Annotated in this window: 16 protein-coding genes; 1 reads left to right on the top strand and 15 read right to left on the bottom strand. The window is 43.5% G+C overall.

What is annotated here, in order from left to right:
• Positions 1-202: 202 nt before the first annotated feature.
• The 4 genes from CS562_RS15805 to CS562_RS15790 form a co-directional block, all read right to left on the bottom strand.
• Positions 203-715, bottom strand: coding sequence for a pilus assembly protein (locus tag CS562_RS15805; protein ID WP_099857035.1), 513 nt, complete (start codon positions 713-715; stop codon positions 203-205).
• Positions 716-865: 150 nt separating this feature from the next.
• A complete protein-coding gene (locus CS562_RS15800; protein WP_099857033.1) occupies positions 866-1,300 on the bottom strand; it encodes a hypothetical protein in 435 nt (144 codons plus the stop codon).
• 169 nt (positions 1,301-1,469) lie between these two features.
• Complete coding sequence (locus tag CS562_RS15795) at positions 1,470-2,030, bottom strand: DUF4367 domain-containing protein (protein WP_099857031.1); 561 nt, start codon at positions 2,028-2,030, stop codon at positions 1,470-1,472.
• 64 nt (positions 2,031-2,094) lie between these two features.
• Positions 2,095-2,328 (bottom strand): transcriptional regulator, encoded by a 234-nt coding sequence (locus CS562_RS15790; RefSeq protein ID WP_099857029.1) that lies wholly within the window; start codon positions 2,326-2,328, stop codon positions 2,095-2,097.
• Positions 2,329-2,587: 259 nt separating this feature from the next.
• On the opposite strand from CS562_RS15790, the gene CS562_RS15785 reads away from it, so the two are divergent.
• Positions 2,588-4,348: a methyl-accepting chemotaxis protein gene (locus CS562_RS15785; RefSeq protein WP_099857027.1), complete on the top strand. Its 1,761-nt coding sequence runs from the start codon at positions 2,588-2,590 to the stop codon at positions 4,346-4,348.
• A 247-nt stretch (positions 4,349-4,595) separates the two neighbouring features.
• Here the strand turns inward: CS562_RS15785 and CS562_RS15780 are convergent, their stop codons facing one another.
• From CS562_RS15780 to CS562_RS15730, 11 genes are all read right to left on the bottom strand, one after another.
• Positions 4,596-4,919 carry a GNAT family N-acetyltransferase gene (locus CS562_RS15780; RefSeq protein WP_483874451.1) on the bottom strand — a complete coding sequence of 108 codons (324 nt, stop codon included), beginning with the start codon at positions 4,917-4,919 and terminating at the stop codon, positions 4,596-4,598.
• Positions 4,920-4,948: 29 nt separating this feature from the next.
• A complete protein-coding gene (locus CS562_RS15775) occupies positions 4,949-5,566 on the bottom strand; it encodes a hypothetical protein (protein WP_099857023.1) in 618 nt (205 codons plus the stop codon).
• A 342-nt stretch (positions 5,567-5,908) separates the two neighbouring features.
• Positions 5,909-7,237: an MFS transporter gene (locus CS562_RS15770; RefSeq protein WP_099857021.1), complete on the bottom strand. Its 1,329-nt coding sequence runs from the start codon at positions 7,235-7,237 to the stop codon at positions 5,909-5,911.
• Between the two features lie 20 nt (positions 7,238-7,257).
• Positions 7,258-7,893 carry a TetR/AcrR family transcriptional regulator gene (locus CS562_RS15765; RefSeq protein WP_099857019.1) on the bottom strand — a complete coding sequence of 212 codons (636 nt, stop codon included), beginning with the start codon at positions 7,891-7,893 and terminating at the stop codon, positions 7,258-7,260.
• A 60-nt stretch (positions 7,894-7,953) separates the two neighbouring features.
• Positions 7,954-8,721 (bottom strand): ABC transporter ATP-binding protein, encoded by a 768-nt coding sequence (locus tag CS562_RS15760; RefSeq protein ID WP_099857017.1) that lies wholly within the window; start codon positions 8,719-8,721, stop codon positions 7,954-7,956.
• 13 nt (positions 8,722-8,734) lie between these two features.
• Positions 8,735-11,068: an ABC transporter permease gene (locus tag CS562_RS15755; RefSeq protein ID WP_099857015.1), complete on the bottom strand. Its 2,334-nt coding sequence runs from the start codon at positions 11,066-11,068 to the stop codon at positions 8,735-8,737.
• 35 nt (positions 11,069-11,103) lie between these two features.
• Positions 11,104-11,847, bottom strand: a complete 744-nt coding sequence (locus tag CS562_RS15750; protein WP_099857013.1) for a thioesterase II family protein — start codon at positions 11,845-11,847, stop codon at positions 11,104-11,106.
• 18 nt (positions 11,848-11,865) lie between these two features.
• Positions 11,866-12,750: a hypothetical protein gene (locus CS562_RS32970; protein WP_175383291.1), complete on the bottom strand. Its 885-nt coding sequence runs from the start codon at positions 12,748-12,750 to the stop codon at positions 11,866-11,868.
• Positions 12,747-13,010, bottom strand: a complete 264-nt coding sequence (locus CS562_RS15740) for an acyl carrier protein (RefSeq protein WP_099857011.1) — start codon at positions 13,008-13,010, stop codon at positions 12,747-12,749. The genes CS562_RS32970 and CS562_RS15740 overlap by 4 nt, the downstream gene beginning before the upstream one ends.
• 15 nt (positions 13,011-13,025) lie before the next feature.
• The gene (locus tag CS562_RS15735; RefSeq protein WP_099857009.1) at positions 13,026-14,075 is read right to left on the bottom strand and encodes an HAD-IIIC family phosphatase; all 1,050 of its coding nucleotides are present in this window, start codon (positions 14,073-14,075) and stop codon (positions 13,026-13,028) included.
• A 19-nt stretch (positions 14,076-14,094) separates the two neighbouring features.
• A complete protein-coding gene (locus tag CS562_RS15730; protein ID WP_099857007.1) occupies positions 14,095-14,946 on the bottom strand; it encodes a 3-hydroxyacyl-CoA dehydrogenase family protein in 852 nt (283 codons plus the stop codon).

The following is a 14,946-nucleotide window of genomic DNA, read 5'->3' as shown; positions in this document are numbered from 1 at the left end:
CAGAAATAAAAAACTGAAATGCTAACTGAACTAGATTTTTCTTTATAAACAAGGGACCAATTTTTCGGTATAGGTCATTGACCATTATGTATTTGTTGCCTCCTCATTTTTCGAATAGTACTCCTCCTATATTTTACCACATAACTCGTTCTATTGATTCCGTGTAGCGATACCTCAAATTAAAACTAACCTGCCCGTTAGTTCAATAAGATAGAGGCGCAGTATCGTCCGGGTCTGAACCAGCTGCTCCCCATACTTCCCCATCAACGTTATAACCGCCACCACTCCATTGAAGCAAGTAGCCTCCAGTACGCATTCCTTGCGTGAAACCTTCATTAATATTTATCCAATCCAGAGATTCCCCGGCAGCAATCGTTCTAGCGAAATACACTGTACTAGTATCTAAATGTGTTAAACTAACATTGACTTCATGGCTACTATTGTTCTTCATTAGAAGTTTTATATGTACAAATTCCGGATTTATTGAAAAGGGTTGCTGTACCGTTGCGCCTCCAGAAGCAATATAGTGCGAGGGTTTATCCTCTTCTTCACTTAAAGAATTAGTAAGGGTTGTACTTGTGGACTTGCTTGATAATACACCAGACTTTGGAGTAGAGGTATTCTCTTGAGTTGAACTTGTTGAATCACAGGCAGTTAACGTCGCTGTTGTTAAAGATAATAATAAAACAGCAAAAAAAAGCCCCTTTTTTTTCACAACTTTATCCCTCGTATTCTTTTAATAGTTATTCTTGAACCTTTAGGACATTCCTTGTTATTAATAACACTATCAAATCAATGAAAGTTACATCTGTATTTCACAAAATGACACTAAGTTAACCTGCCCGTTAGTCGAATTCAACTAAGATTATTTAACAAGAATTTCAATTGGATTCATTGTTAATGAGATATCCCCTGAAATATTTACAAAGAGATTTTGTTTCCCTTTTTTTGTTACTATAAATTCATCTTCAACCTCAACTAGTTGACCTGACTTAAACTCAGTTAAATATGCCATATCCTTATAATTACGCTCCTCGTTACTACCCGAAAAGTAAAAACGAATGATTGGTTTTCCATGGGAAACTTCAACAGGTTTAATACCCGTATATTTAAGAGTCCCTTTTACTTTCATTGCTTCACCAGTAACTATAATAGTTGGCGTTGTTACTTCAAGAACAAAATCAGATGCTACTACACTTTGAGTCACAATTTCTTCATTTTTTTCTGTTAATGAACACCCAGCAAATATCATGGGTACCACTAATACCAACACTAAGATCCAACTACTCATTTTTGTCACATCATATCACCTCTCTCATACTACAACGGATTTATATTGAATTTGTTGCTTAATTTCAAGAATACAAGTCATTCCGCTTTCGTGGTCTAATAAAAGTCAAATAAAATAGGCTCCCATGTAAGCTGGCAGCCTTAATTACTTTCGTTTTCCGTTAGTTTGAATTACTGAATCATCTCATTGATTTTGCTAACGCGATCATTTCCTCTTTGGTTAATTCTCCGCTGTCCATTTCAATGAAAGTATCATTTTGTACCCATCGTAGGTATCCTCCTGGTATATGGTTAGCCCATGGTTCAAATCGCCCTTCGATTCCATTAATGTTCATTTTCTCTCCATGTTCATTAAATTTAAAATCCTCGACTATAGTTCTTGTTGTACTTGTTCGATTACGAACATCGACGCTAGTGACAACTCGGTTTACTTTATATCCACCCGCCTTATGTTCTTCAATTCCAAACAAATATGTCTGTCCTGATTCATCAAAAAAATGAAGTCTAACTTTTGAAACTGATTGTCTAAGATCAAACGGGTATGGTTCCTTAATTTCTAATTTATAGTTTTCAACCAAGTAAGACGGCGTAAAGAGTTTGAAATCCGCAGCAGTTTGCAGCTTGTCCAAATCCACATTTGAAAAAGCTAGCGTAGGTTTAGCTGATGCGATGAGTAGATCATTGTTGATTCCAACAGAAAGCGTAAAGATAAAAATCAATGAAACAATCCATTTAGGCAAGGGCATTCCCTCCAAATTTTATGAAGCACATTTTTATCTTTAACATAACCTACCACTTATTTCATTAATCTCCCATTACTTCATAATCATTCGGAATTAACTCATACAAGGCACGAACATCACAACCGATGGAATCAGCGATCGATATGGCAATTTTGAGTGGCATCACTCTTTTGTTTTCAATAAAGTCGTAAACTCGTTCCGGTTTAAAAAGTAATTCCTTTGCCAGCCATTCCGCTGACTTTCCGGATTCCATCAATCGTTCATTCAGTAAGCAACGTCCTAGTTCAAATTTCAAGAAACGATGACCTCCTTCATAAGATCACATCTAACCTTAAGCGTAGTACATTAACAGCATTCCTATACAAAAACCAAACACAAACTCCTAGTCGTAATGTTTTTAGTAGGTCAAGTGGATTCAGATAAGAGGAAAGGCATAGCTCGAGGACTTCATTTTACAGTATATTTTTTCGATATATTATGTACAGACTTTTATTTTAAATTTTAACTATTAAAGTTATGGGAGCTGTAAATTGTTGTGTTGAGGGGGAAATACAGTGAAAACAAAGATTGTATCCATACTAAAAATGAGATCTTTGAGAACAAAGTTAGTCACTCTATGCTTGGCTATACTAATTGTGCCCACGATTGTGATAGGGTTCACTTCGTATACGGTTTCGAAAACTGAAATGAATGAATCAGGCAAGGCAGCACTTGAAAATAGTGTGAATATGGTTATTGGCATGATTAGCATCCTCAATGAGCAAGTAGAGAGCGGAGATTTAACATTGGAGCAAGCACAGGAAAAACTCCGCGTCGAACTGCTCGGTGAAAAAAATGCAGAAAATAAGCGACCTGTAAAAAGTGAATATACTGTAGGGAAAACAGGATATCCATGGGCAGTTGATAAGAGTGCTCATTCCGTGATGAATCCTTCAAATGAAGGTCAAGATTTGACAGATGTCGTAACGGAAGATGGCGTGTATTTGGGGAAAGAGCTTGTTAAGGTTGGATCAGCCGGAGGGGGATTTGTCACCTATAAGTGGGCTCTACCTGATACAGGTGAAATAGAAACGAAAGTTTCATATGTTGAAATGGATCCACATTGGGGCTGGATCGTCGGTTCAGGTGCATATTTAAGTGAGTTCAACAGCGGTGCAACGCAAGTTCTTTATCTTGTAATAATAGTTACGGCAGTTGCAGTAGTTCTCGGATCAGTTATCGTCAGCATCGTCTCAGGGCGTCTAACGAAGCCTATCCTTAAGATCGCCAAACGACTGAAGTCCGTTGCGGACGGTGATCTAACCGTTGAAGAAGTCAAAATAAAGTCCAAAGATGAAATAGGTGAGCTGTCTAAAGACTTTAATGAAATGATTAAAAACATAAGATATCTTATTAGACTAGTCGATCTCTCCACAAAGCAGGTAGCTTCATCCTCCAAAGAATTGACCCTTGGAGCAGAGCACACCAGTCAAGCAACCGAGAATATCACCATTTCGATCCAAGAATCCGCAGTCGGCGCACAGGAGCAACAAATGATGCTTCAAAGAACAACCAACTCACTCGAGGAAATATCAATTGGTATCCAGCGAATAGCGGAAAGCTCCTCAACTATTGCTGATTCTTCTGTTGATGCGATGGAATTAGCGAATATAGGTAGTACTGCCATAGAGCACACGACGAAGCAAATGAACCTGATTAACCATTCCGTTAATGAAACCGATGTAGTAATGAGGATGCTTGATGAACGTAGCCAGCAGATCGGTACGATGCTACATGCCATTACGGATATCGCAAAGCAGACTAATCTTTTGGCTTTAAATGCTTCAATTGAGGCTGCCCGTGCAGGAGAAGAAGGCCGCGGTTTCTCCGTAGTTGCTGCTGAAGTGAGAAAGCTTGCTGAACAATCGAATCAGTCATCCGGGCAGATTTCCACGTTGATTCATGATATGCGTACAGATATAGAGCAATCTCTTAAAACGTTGGAACGAGTTAAACAGGACGTCGACTCCGGTATACAGATTGCTAGTGAGACAGAACAACAGTTCAACAAAATTGTGGGGTCCACAAACTTTATCGCGCAACAAACGGAAGAACTCGCCAGTGTTACACAGCAGATAACTGCAAGTGTTCAGGAAATATCTGCGGGTCAAGAGCAAGTCTCCAATCTTGCGCTTCAAGCTGCAGACAACTCACAAAATATAGCTGCATCTTCAGAAGAACAACTGGCTTCAATGGAGCAAATTACGAGCTTAGCCACAACCTTGTCGGATATGTCACAGCAGTTAGAGCGTTTGACAATCCAATTTAAGTATTAATCTCTAAAATGCGAGTGCACTTGCAATTATGAACTAACCTGAGTTAATTGAACAAAGGCAGCCGATCACACGTGGATCGGCTGCCTCCTTCTTTTTATTGAGGTTATCGTTTCCTGTTAGTTGAATCAGTCGTTATGAGTAGGATTTCATCTTCTAATAGAAAGTCTATGTTAAACTTCTTGTTGATTTTCATACAAAAGTTAACCGACCACTAAAAGGCGGTTAACTTAATCCAATGGCTAGTCGTCTATAAATGCTTTTCATTAAATACCATTGTCATTTTGTCGTTAATTACTTTTGTTGCACCCGTGTTTTTATAGCCTATCTTTTCATATAAATAACAGTTTCCTTTTTCTTGTAAGATGGTACCCGATTTCCTTGACTTTGCATCATCATATATCTGCTCAACCATTGTAAAGACTTCTTGAACATTCCCTTTTCCTTGATGTTCTGGCAGTATAAAAATTGGGCTAACACTATAAATTTGATTATCTTTTTTCACGACTCTAATTCCACCGACAGCAACCTCAAGATGATGAATTATGAAATAATCTGCAAAAGAGTGATTGATTTGAGTAATAGTTCTTTCTAGGGTTTTGATTACTTTCCCCCAACATGAAACACACCAATCACGTTTTCACCATCCAGATCATACAGCGGAATATCACGGCCATCCGCTGCTCTACTGTTCTGTAGTGCAATGGCTTCTTCAGGTGTACTGGGTTGCTCGCCATCCAGGTCCTTTTTCAGTACATATCCTTCTGTACCATCCACACCAATAGCCTCAATTAGTTGAGGTTCTGTTTCTGGAGAAGTAGCCTCAACGGCAGAACCGTAAGTTTGCCCATTACGATTTTTAGGATAATTCGTTTTCTTACCACCAACAAAAATAGAACCAATGATGGTTTTCCCGTCAACATCAAAAAGCGGGGCAGTCCGTGTAGTTTCACTAAGATAATCTGTTTTCATGACATATCCAGCAATGCCGTCTACACTTCCTGCATAGATTAAGTCGGGTAGTATTTCAACGGATTTCAAATCTTCAATCCTACCGAATGTCAGTCCATATTCATTTTCAAAATAGTTGATAGCTGTGATATGACTTGGAATAATCGTATTTTTAGCACTTGTATTCTGGGATACCATGAGACCGCCTGAAACACTAATGATAAAAATTACGAAACCCGATATTAGGGCGCCCTTAGAGTACATTTTCATAACTGTTCACTCCGCATTCTTTATTAGCTTTAGCCACACTTCCATGCTTTTCACATTCTAAACGTTACCAATACATGGAAAGTTACGGTAATCTAATCGTTAATTAAACAAAAGCGGCGATATACTACAATAAGTAACCAATCATGGGATAATTTTTCTTAAATCTATACGGAACGAACGATAGCATGATTCATTTTATCAGGCGCCTCTAATCGGTACATCGTTACTCGGTAATATTTCACTAAACTTGTTAGGGTGTTCTCCCACTGTGAGAACACCCCTTGGCAATTTGTTCCGTTCTCGTTTCCTGTTAACATAATCAGTTCTGATGCATTATTTTCCCTAATCGTGTGCCAATCCACCCACATCGGGAGGAGATGAAATATCGCTGCTTTGCTCCAGTGTCTTGATCATTTTCAGACGAGATGTAATGATGGCGATCAGGATCACGAACAGACCTGCAATGATAAACAGTAAGGCAATACCTCTGCCCGGCCCGGTTCCAATGATTTGCCCCACGGAAGATGCAAGTGCCCCTCCCTCCATCATGAGCGGGTTGAACACGTGATCGGCCAGAAATCCGGCCAAACTGTACGCGATGATGAAGCCGAGCTGTGACAGAATACCGATGATGCCCCAGACCCTGCCCTGCTTCTCGTTGGCAATGTTATTACGCACCAACACATCCGCACTCATGTTGACAAACGGAAGTGAAGAGAGGAACAGGAAGCCAGCGAAGATGATAAAATAAATGTTCGTGGAGACCCCAAGTAGTGAGAAGGACAGTCCGCACATGATCAACCCCATCACCAGCACACTGGCGTATTTCTTCGTCATCGTGAATATGCCGATACATAAACTGCTAATCAGCATGCCAATAGCGCTAACTGACTGAAATGTTCCAAGTGTTTTGGCATCCGTGAAAGACAAGAGCATTGGGCCAATCAGCGTCTCCAGGAATCCGAGGTAGAAGGTAACCAGAGAGATAATAATGACCAGCAGCAGCACTCCCTTATTGGTTACAACCTCGCGCCATCCCTCCTGAATATCCGTCATCCAGTTTTGATCTTCTTTTTCCTCGCGCTCCACCTTCATGCTCTTCCGTATAACCAGCACAGCCAGAATAGCGATCAGGAATGTTGCAATATTAATGACCAGAATGACTTTAATGGTTGTGATACTGAGCAGAATGCCCGCGATAATGGGTGAAAATAAAAATTTGGAGGATTCGGCCAGCTGCACAAGTCCGCTTCCTTTGGAGAATTGGTCTTTGTCCAGCAGATCGGTGGCGGAAGCCTTGTATGCCGGACTTTGCAGTGCCGAAAACACAGAACTGAATGCTACCCCAACATAGATATGCCATAACTGAATATCACCCGTAAGCATGATGGTCAGAATAAAAACGAGACCGGCAGCCGAACCCAAATCACCAATGATCATCATCGTTCTGCGGTCAAACCTATCTGCCAAGACACCTCCAATCGGCCGAAGCAAAATGTTGGGCAGAAATGTAAACAGCGTAATGAGTGCAACACTTGTTGCCGTATTCGTCTTTTCAAAAGCATATACCCCCAGTGAGAAGGCCGTGAGACCAATTCCGATCATGGAGATCAGCTGACCAAACCATACAACCAGAAACTTACCGAAAGATTTGTGAACCGTGTGTTCCATTGATAGCGCTCCTTTCTCGTTTAGGCTTGATGGGGAAAATACAAACGGGTAACATAGGCAAAGCTTCCTTGTTCCGCTCCCAGAACACGTTCTGTGATATGAGCGAAAGCTTCCACTTTTTTGAGAAGCTGATCTTCCTCCCATTGAAAAATACCCTGATCCAATAAAAATTGTGAGGATACCAGTAAAAACTCAATCGATTCCTTTGGATTGGGTGTGTGAAACACTCCTTCCTCGATGCCCTGCTCAACCACTTCAGCCAGGATAGGACTTAATCGAAGAACTGTCTCAACAAGACTCTTTTGATGCATTTCCACATTTTGTACATGGTGCAGTTGCTCAATCAGTCCCAGCTTGTTGTCATCAGGCTGATTCTGCGCCATAATAATGCGAAAAATTTTGTCATGCGCGTTCAGGTTCGGATCAGATACCACACGTCTGGCTGATGCCTCCCCGTTCAGAATAAAACGCATGACGATGGCGTTCATTACCTCTTCCTTGGACTGGAAGTAATAATAAAAGGTACCCTTCGCAATGCTGCAAGCCTGAAGGATATCCATGACAGTCGCTTTGGTGTACCCTTTTGTCACGAACAGAATCTCGGCGGCATCCAATATTTCATTTCTGCGTTCTTCCGGATTTTTGATCAATCTCATTTTCTGTCCTCCAATCCATTCGACCGACTGTCGGTCTATTCTAGTCGTGAAGTTCTCCGGTTAGAACCCCATTTCGGTTAACCATTGTGACAGATGGCTTTCCCGGTTTTTCAGATCCTGACGTTCTCTTGCATATTTTCCGATATTTTTGTCAGCAACCAGCTTGCCATCCATCATAAACAGAACCCGTTCCGATCGGGCGGCCACTTTGACATCATGTGTTACCAGGAGAATGGTTGTGCCGGCAGCATTGATGTCTCCGAGAATATCCATGATTTCGTGTGTTGACTTGGAATTGAGTGCCCCTGTCGGCTCATCCCCAAACAGAATATCCGGATTGTTGATCAACGCCCGGCAAATGGCAATCCGCTGCAACTGTCCCCCTGAAGCTTGCGTGATGTTGTGATGAGCCAGCGTATCAATCCCCATCTTTTTCATGAGTGACATCGCCCGTGTATTAATTGCATCCCTGCTGCTGTTCTTGGCAAGATACGCGGAAAGCACAATGTTGTCGAGCAGATTCAGATTTTTGAGAAGATGAATGTTCTGAAAGATAAACCCCATTTTGGTCAAGCGCAGACTGGCCAGATCACTCTCCTGAAATGCCGATATTTTTTTGCCGTTAAAATAGACACTCCCGCCACTGATCTGATCCATGCCGCTAACGTTGTACAACAATGTAGACTTGCCTGAGCCGGACGGCCCCATAATCGAGACGAACTCTCCCTTTTTTAACTGGAGATTGATATCTTTCAAAATGCTATGTTCATCATTCTCGCCGATTGCTACGGATTTATTCACGTTTTTTGCTTCTAGTATCGTTGTCATCGCTGATTCTCCCCTATTCCACGATCATTTTGGATATGCTACTTTCCTTGATCGACTGGATGCTGATCCAAGCCGTCAATACGATAGTGCCTGCAAGCAACAACGGACACAGGATGTAAGCCTGTACCGGGTTAATTACGAAGACAATACTGGATGCACCAAAGGTGGACATGATGCTGCTGACAAGCAACGGCCCGAGCGTATTGGACAGTACCGTTCCGGCAGCAACGCCCACGACCAAAATAATAAGCGACATCACCACATACTTCAGTTTTATCTTGGATAAGGCAAAACCGAGACTTCGCAATACAGCAATATCATTGTTGTCCTTTGCTACCAACATTTGAAGGAACAACGAAGTAATTAATATCGAAATGAATACACCAATGGCCAAGGCCAGCATGGTCACCATTTTTAATTGCTGAATGGTTCCTCCGAGCGTCTGATCGAGATAACCTTGGAGATCCGTCACTTTGGCTGGAGCGAAGGACGTCTCGTATTCGGCAATTTTGGTCGCCATTTGACCGCGATCTTTCAGATCAAGGCTGACCACATACCACAGAACGCTGTCCTTGTTGTATGGCAGCAGAGCTTTCGCTGTTTTCCCGCCGTTTGTCACGTCTTGATAGATACCGCTGACTGTCATGACCTGATCTTTACCGTTTACCAGCAGGGTGAGCTGTTCCCCCGTTTTCAGTCCGAGCTCGCTGCTGTTCGCATCCGACAATGCAATTTCGTTCCCGGCTGCTGGTGCATTACCACTGACATAGGACAAAGGGAAAATGCTGAAGTCCCCGGTCTCCACGCTCAGATTATCATAGCTGCCCTCCGCATTCCGAACCTTGAACTGGCTGGTTACCAGTGGGGAATACGTTTTGATACTCGGGTCATTTTTGATCTCGGTGATCAGATTATCATAGCGTTGCTCCACATCGTCCGTGTGTCTCAAGTCGATACGAATGTCGCTCTGTCCTACGCCCATATAGGAAATAAAGCTTGGTGCCTGCAAGGTATTGAGGAAGTTAATCGGCACAATCATGATGAACGAACTGACGACAAACACAAATAATAACAAACGAAACATTTTGATTCGCTGTACAACTTCCTTCAGTCCCAGAAAGACAGGTACGGAAGACCAGCGATTTCGGGACAGACTAAGGCGATTGCGAATGATCTGCGTATCTCCCAGACTTCCTGTCCGCAGCGCCTCCACCGCAGAAATGGAACGAAACCGCCGCAATACCGTCCGGCAGAACAGCACCACCATGACAAAGATCAAACCGGCAGCCAGCAATGGCACGGCGAAATGCAGCACGGTTGCAGGGGCTTTGCCCATATACAACAAAATATTTGCGACAAACAGCCTGTTTACACCAAGTGATGCAACGTACCCCAGCAAGGAAGCCAGGCCTGCCATAAATATATACTTCATGAGATATAGTTTCTTGATATCTTTCTCCGCGATTCCAATGGCCTTCATGACACTGATCTCCCGGTAATCCTCTTCAATCGTTGCCAGCATCGTGAACCGAATACAGAGCATGGCAATCAGAATCAACACAAGACTGACCAATATGATGACGGCTGCGATTACACCATCGGTCATGGCATTCAGTAACTGAAACAGACCGTAAGTTACGACCGGACCGGCATTAGGCAAGCCTGCATTTTGATAAGCTTGGGTGAACGCCCCTATCTGTCCAGAATCTTTCAGGCGAAACTCGATCAGATATTCCATCTCCCCGACGCCCTGCTTCAGTTCCTCCAGATTATTCGAACTCACCACAAAACGTTTGGAGTGAACAACGGAAGGATTCATCTGGGCATCTCGAACAAAATCAACGATGGTATACGAACGCTGAAATTGTCCATTGTCGATTTGGATCTGATCTCCTAAGCTTAATTGTTTTTGCTGCATGTAATATACAGGAACCGCGATCTCCCCATCGTTAACCTGAATGATGTCACTGTTCAAATTCAGCAAGTAGTCAAAATTCTGATTTTGTGTAACAAAATCAATATCCATTACACTGCTTTTCTCTGACTCTGTCCCAAGAAACAGATTGGCGCCATCAATATTGACCATCTCTACAATCTGATGCTGGGCAACGTTGGATTGACCATCAGCCCAAGTGTTTACTTTGGCCTGATCCAATTCTCCAGCGTGCATCTGTACAAAATGTGGTGCCTTGGATTCAGAGAACAGATATTGAATGGAACTCGTCAGTTCCATAATCATCCTTGATCCCGAAGATACCAGCAGGGCAGCCAGCAGTACAAAAATAAACAGCGCAGCTGTGATCCCTTTTTTTCTGGTGATATCATTTCTCAGCATTCGTAGCAGCATAAACGAACATGGCTCCTCTCATCTACAAGTTGTTCTTATTCATCTGGAGTCATAAAGCTTGTCAGAACCTGTGCCACCGTTGAAGGTTGATGCATGATAAACATATGATTGCCCTCTCTGATGGTCTGAAGCTTCATTGGTGGTTCAACGTATCGGCCCCATTTCAGCGCCGACTGAAGGGAAACCGTACGATCTCGTTCCCCCCACAAATACAGCACCGGCATTGACAAAGGCTGATGCTCAATGCTTGCTGCCGATTCAAGCAGTCTGAAATCAGCCCTAATCACAGGCAGGAAATAATACAACAGTTCTTTTTCATGCATTAACTCTTGTGGAAGCCCATCGTAAGAGAACAGATGATCAATCAGCCCCTCATCAGACATTCCTTCGTAATGCTGGTTACCACACTCGGATGGCGTGTTGCAGGCAGATAATACAAGCTGCAGCGTTTGTGCAACATCCGGAATTTCCTGATATAAACGTTGTGCAACGAAATAGGCCGTAATGCCTCCCAGACTATGCCCAAACAACGTACTGCCCGGTCGAATCACATGCAGAATCTGGCTGGTATACAGCTCCACCAGTTGCTGCATATGCTCCAGAGGAGCTTGGGTATTCAGACCATGGCCCGGAGGTGTGAAGGCCCAAATCTCTGTGTCCGGCAGTTCCCCAACAAGCGGCTGAAAGCTCTGAGAGTGACCGCCAAGGTAGGGAAAACAGACGAGTTGTCTGTTCCCCTTCCCCGTTTGCAGCTGTTCCAGATACTTTAATTCCATCATGTAGTCATCACCACCTGCCTACTTTGTGTCCAGAACATAAGCAGGAAATGTCTGAAGCTGGACATCAACTTTTTTGCGTTTGAAGATAACATGAATGACAACTGCGGATATGACAAAGAAGAAGAACTGCATAATTTGCACTTGCGGATTAAAGTAATACAGGTCGATTTGGCTTCCCGTGGCCACGAGCCAGAAGGCCAACAGATAAAATAGCAGCGTACCTCTGGTAGCATTGAAAATGTAGCTTTGGAAAACGATAAACGCCATAAGTTGAACAACATAGTATATGTAGGTGGTTGAGGTGCCGAAGGAAGAAATCAGGTAACCCGGAAGCACCCATAATCCAAACAACAGACCTGTGAGCAAACCACTTGTGACGTTATTTTTCAGCTTTCCTTGGAGAAAGGGTAACAAAAATCCGATCCATCCGAACAACCCACCAATGAGTCCCGTTTCCTTAACCAAATTCAGAATACCGAGCCAGATCATTTCCGGTACACTATATGTCAGATCAGGGACTGGTATGCCGAACAACAAGGAACCAAAGTGCATCGTTGAAGCGAAGACGATGGAAATTCCAATAATGAGCGGAATCCAGAATAGGTCCTTTTTGCGTGGAACCAGCTTTAGAAACATGCCTTTGAGCGCTTCCTTGCCGCCCATCAAATAACAAGTAATTAATCCGGCAATTGAAGGTGAGTACAGCGCAATAATTGCGAGCGGATGCATCAGGTGTAATTCACCTGTGATCGGGACGATGAAATCGGAAAAGAACATAAACAAACTTGCAATGCCGTAACATGTACCAAAGGAAATGCCCAAAAACAGATACATGTATTTGTTGGATGGACTGGTTGCCGGACTCGCAACTGGACGGATGGATGCCTGATTCGCTGAAATCATATTGCCGCCCCCTTCGCATTCAGCTTTCTCTCAATCAGATCCTGCAGACGGTTAATGGTACAAAAATTGGACAAATCCAGATCCTCATTTCCGATTTCAATCTGGAATCTACGTTCCACAAAGTCCACCAAACGCATCGCAAAGAGTGAATTGACAAACCTCAACTCAAAGTAATTGTCATCATCGTTAATTGGAGTGTCCTCATGATCCATAGTAAGGTTATTTCCGATGAATTCCCGAATTTCCTGACGATAATCCACTGCCCTTCCCCCTTGTTATTGATGTTGCCTTTCAGGCACACAAACTTCAATGTAATCCGGAAACTCCACAGCTTGCTGCAAATCATGATAAAACAATACGTTTCCGTCATCATCTGTGGATCGCAGCTGAAATCCAGCAAAACGGTAACTGATGTTCATCATCCGGTTTTTGCCGGTATCTTTGAAGTCAGCCAGCATCTGTTTCCCCTGCTTCCTGGCTTCACGCATAATGTGAGTAAGCAGCACACTGCCCGCCCCTCTGGACATGACTCGGCAAGACATCAGCAGCATGTTCAGTCTCCATACATCCGGTTGCATATGAATCAGCGCAAGTCCAATCTTTCCATACGTCCCGTATTTGTCCTCCAGTTCACACACCAGTAACAGGTGATCCTGCGAGGTCATCAATTGATGCAGCTCTTCATAACTGTAAGTAATGCCTGTGGCATTAAGCTGATTGGTGCGAACCGTCAGTTCCTCCGCACGCTGCAAGTCTTCTTCAGCAGCTTCATAGATGGCAAACTTCATACCAAGACTGGCCAAAAATTGCTCAGACGGGCCTTCATACTGTTCTTCCGCCTGCTTGCGGATTGAATCAGCTTGGTACATATGCCTTCTGCGCGCGGAGTCTGATGTAATGAACCGAGGCATAAGCCTTGTATCATCAAGCAAGGTCTCGTATTGATCAGCCTGAAGAACATGGATATCTGCATGAACACTCTGCACTTCCTCCAGTTCAAAGGGCTGGTCATCCACAAACATAAGCGCATCCATGCCTATATTGATGTTCTTCTGAATACGCTGAACTGAGACAGACTTTGCATCCCAATGGATTTCGGGATACAGAAAATATTCGGCAATGCCCAGTTCAACAAGTTTTGCCCAAGCCAGCTCTGCATCATTTTTACTGGCAATGGAGTGCAAAATCCCCCGTTGGTCGAGTTTTTCGATCACCTCCTTGATGCCCGCCTTCAGTTGTACATCCCCCGTCTCAAGCAAAACACCATCCCAAATCGTATGATCCAGATCCCAAACGATACATTTGATATCCTTGCCCCGTTCCATGGACATGCCCTCCTTCATCTTAATAGGCATAGAATCCTTGACCTGTCTTGCGTCCCCATTGTCCGGCATCGACCATTTTTTGCAGCATCGGACAGCATCGGAATTTCGGGTCCTGATAACTGTCGTACAATACTTGGAGTGAGTGCACGACCGTATCCAGACCAATCAAGTCGGCTGTCTCCAGAGGGCCCATCTGATAGTTAAAACCCTTTTTCATAATCGTATCTACCTGATCAGGTGTTGCAATGCCATCCTGTACAATGAACGCTGCTTCATTCATCAGCAGATGGGACAGACGATTGGAGACAAATCCGGGCAAGTCCTCAATTACGACAGGACTCTTCCCGAGACTCTCCAGAAACGCCACCATTTCTCGTTCCGTATCCGGCGTTGTATGGTGGCCTTTAATGACCTCTACCATCGATTTGACGGGAACCGGATTCATCAGATGTACCCCGATGGCCCTGCCGGGATCAGGCAGAAAGGAGGCCAGCTTCGTAACGGAAATACAGCTCGTGTTCAAGGCATATATCACATCCGAACGCATTCTGGTGCCCAGACGTTGATAGACTTCCTTTTTCAACTCCAAATTCTCGGTTACATTCTCAATAATGATATGGGCTTCTTCAATCCCCGCATCCTCCGTCTGGAACGAAATTCGCTCCATAATTTGGCTCAGCGGAACGTCTCCGTATCCCCGTTTCAAAAAACAGGCTGATCGGTATTCACGACGGATCGTTTCAGACGCCTGGGTGATAGCTGTTTCCGAAATATCTTGCAGAATCACCTGGTATCCAGCCCTCGCAATATCCAGGGCCGTAGCACAGCCCATTACCCCTGCGCCGATAATTGCAATGAGTTGATTATGCAA

It is taken from the genome of Paenibacillus sp. LK1 (assembly GCF_002750415.1).
GTDB lineage: Bacteria > Bacillota > Bacilli > Paenibacillales > Paenibacillaceae > Paenibacillus > Paenibacillus taichungensis.
Note: the sequence above shows the minus strand (reverse complement) of the source record. Positions and strands in the feature narration are given on the sequence as shown.

Coding starts and splice junctions, on each gene's coding strand:
- CS562_RS15770 (WP_099857021.1), bottom strand. CDS start 7,237: ATGGAACACACGGTTCACAAATCTTTCGGTAAGTTTCTGGTTGTATGG.
- CS562_RS15765 (WP_099857019.1), bottom strand. CDS start 7,893: ATGAGATTGATCAAAAATCCGGAAGAACGCAGAAATGAAATATTGGAT.
- CS562_RS32970 (WP_175383291.1), bottom strand. CDS start 12,750: ATGATTTCAGCGAATCAGGCATCCATCCGTCCAGTTGCGAGTCCGGCA.
- CS562_RS15735 (WP_099857009.1), bottom strand. CDS start 14,075: ATGGAACGGGGCAAGGATATCAAATGTATCGTTTGGGATCTGGATCAT.
- CS562_RS15760 (WP_099857017.1), bottom strand. CDS start 8,721: ATGACAACGATACTAGAAGCAAAAAACGTGAATAAATCCGTAGCAATC.
- CS562_RS15755 (WP_099857015.1), bottom strand. CDS start 11,068: ATGCTGCTACGAATGCTGAGAAATGATATCACCAGAAAAAAAGGGATC.
- CS562_RS15750 (WP_099857013.1), bottom strand. CDS start 11,847: ATGATGGAATTAAAGTATCTGGAACAGCTGCAAACGGGGAAGGGGAAC.
- CS562_RS15775 (WP_099857023.1), bottom strand. CDS start 5,566: ATGAAAATGTACTCTAAGGGCGCCCTAATATCGGGTTTCGTAATTTTT.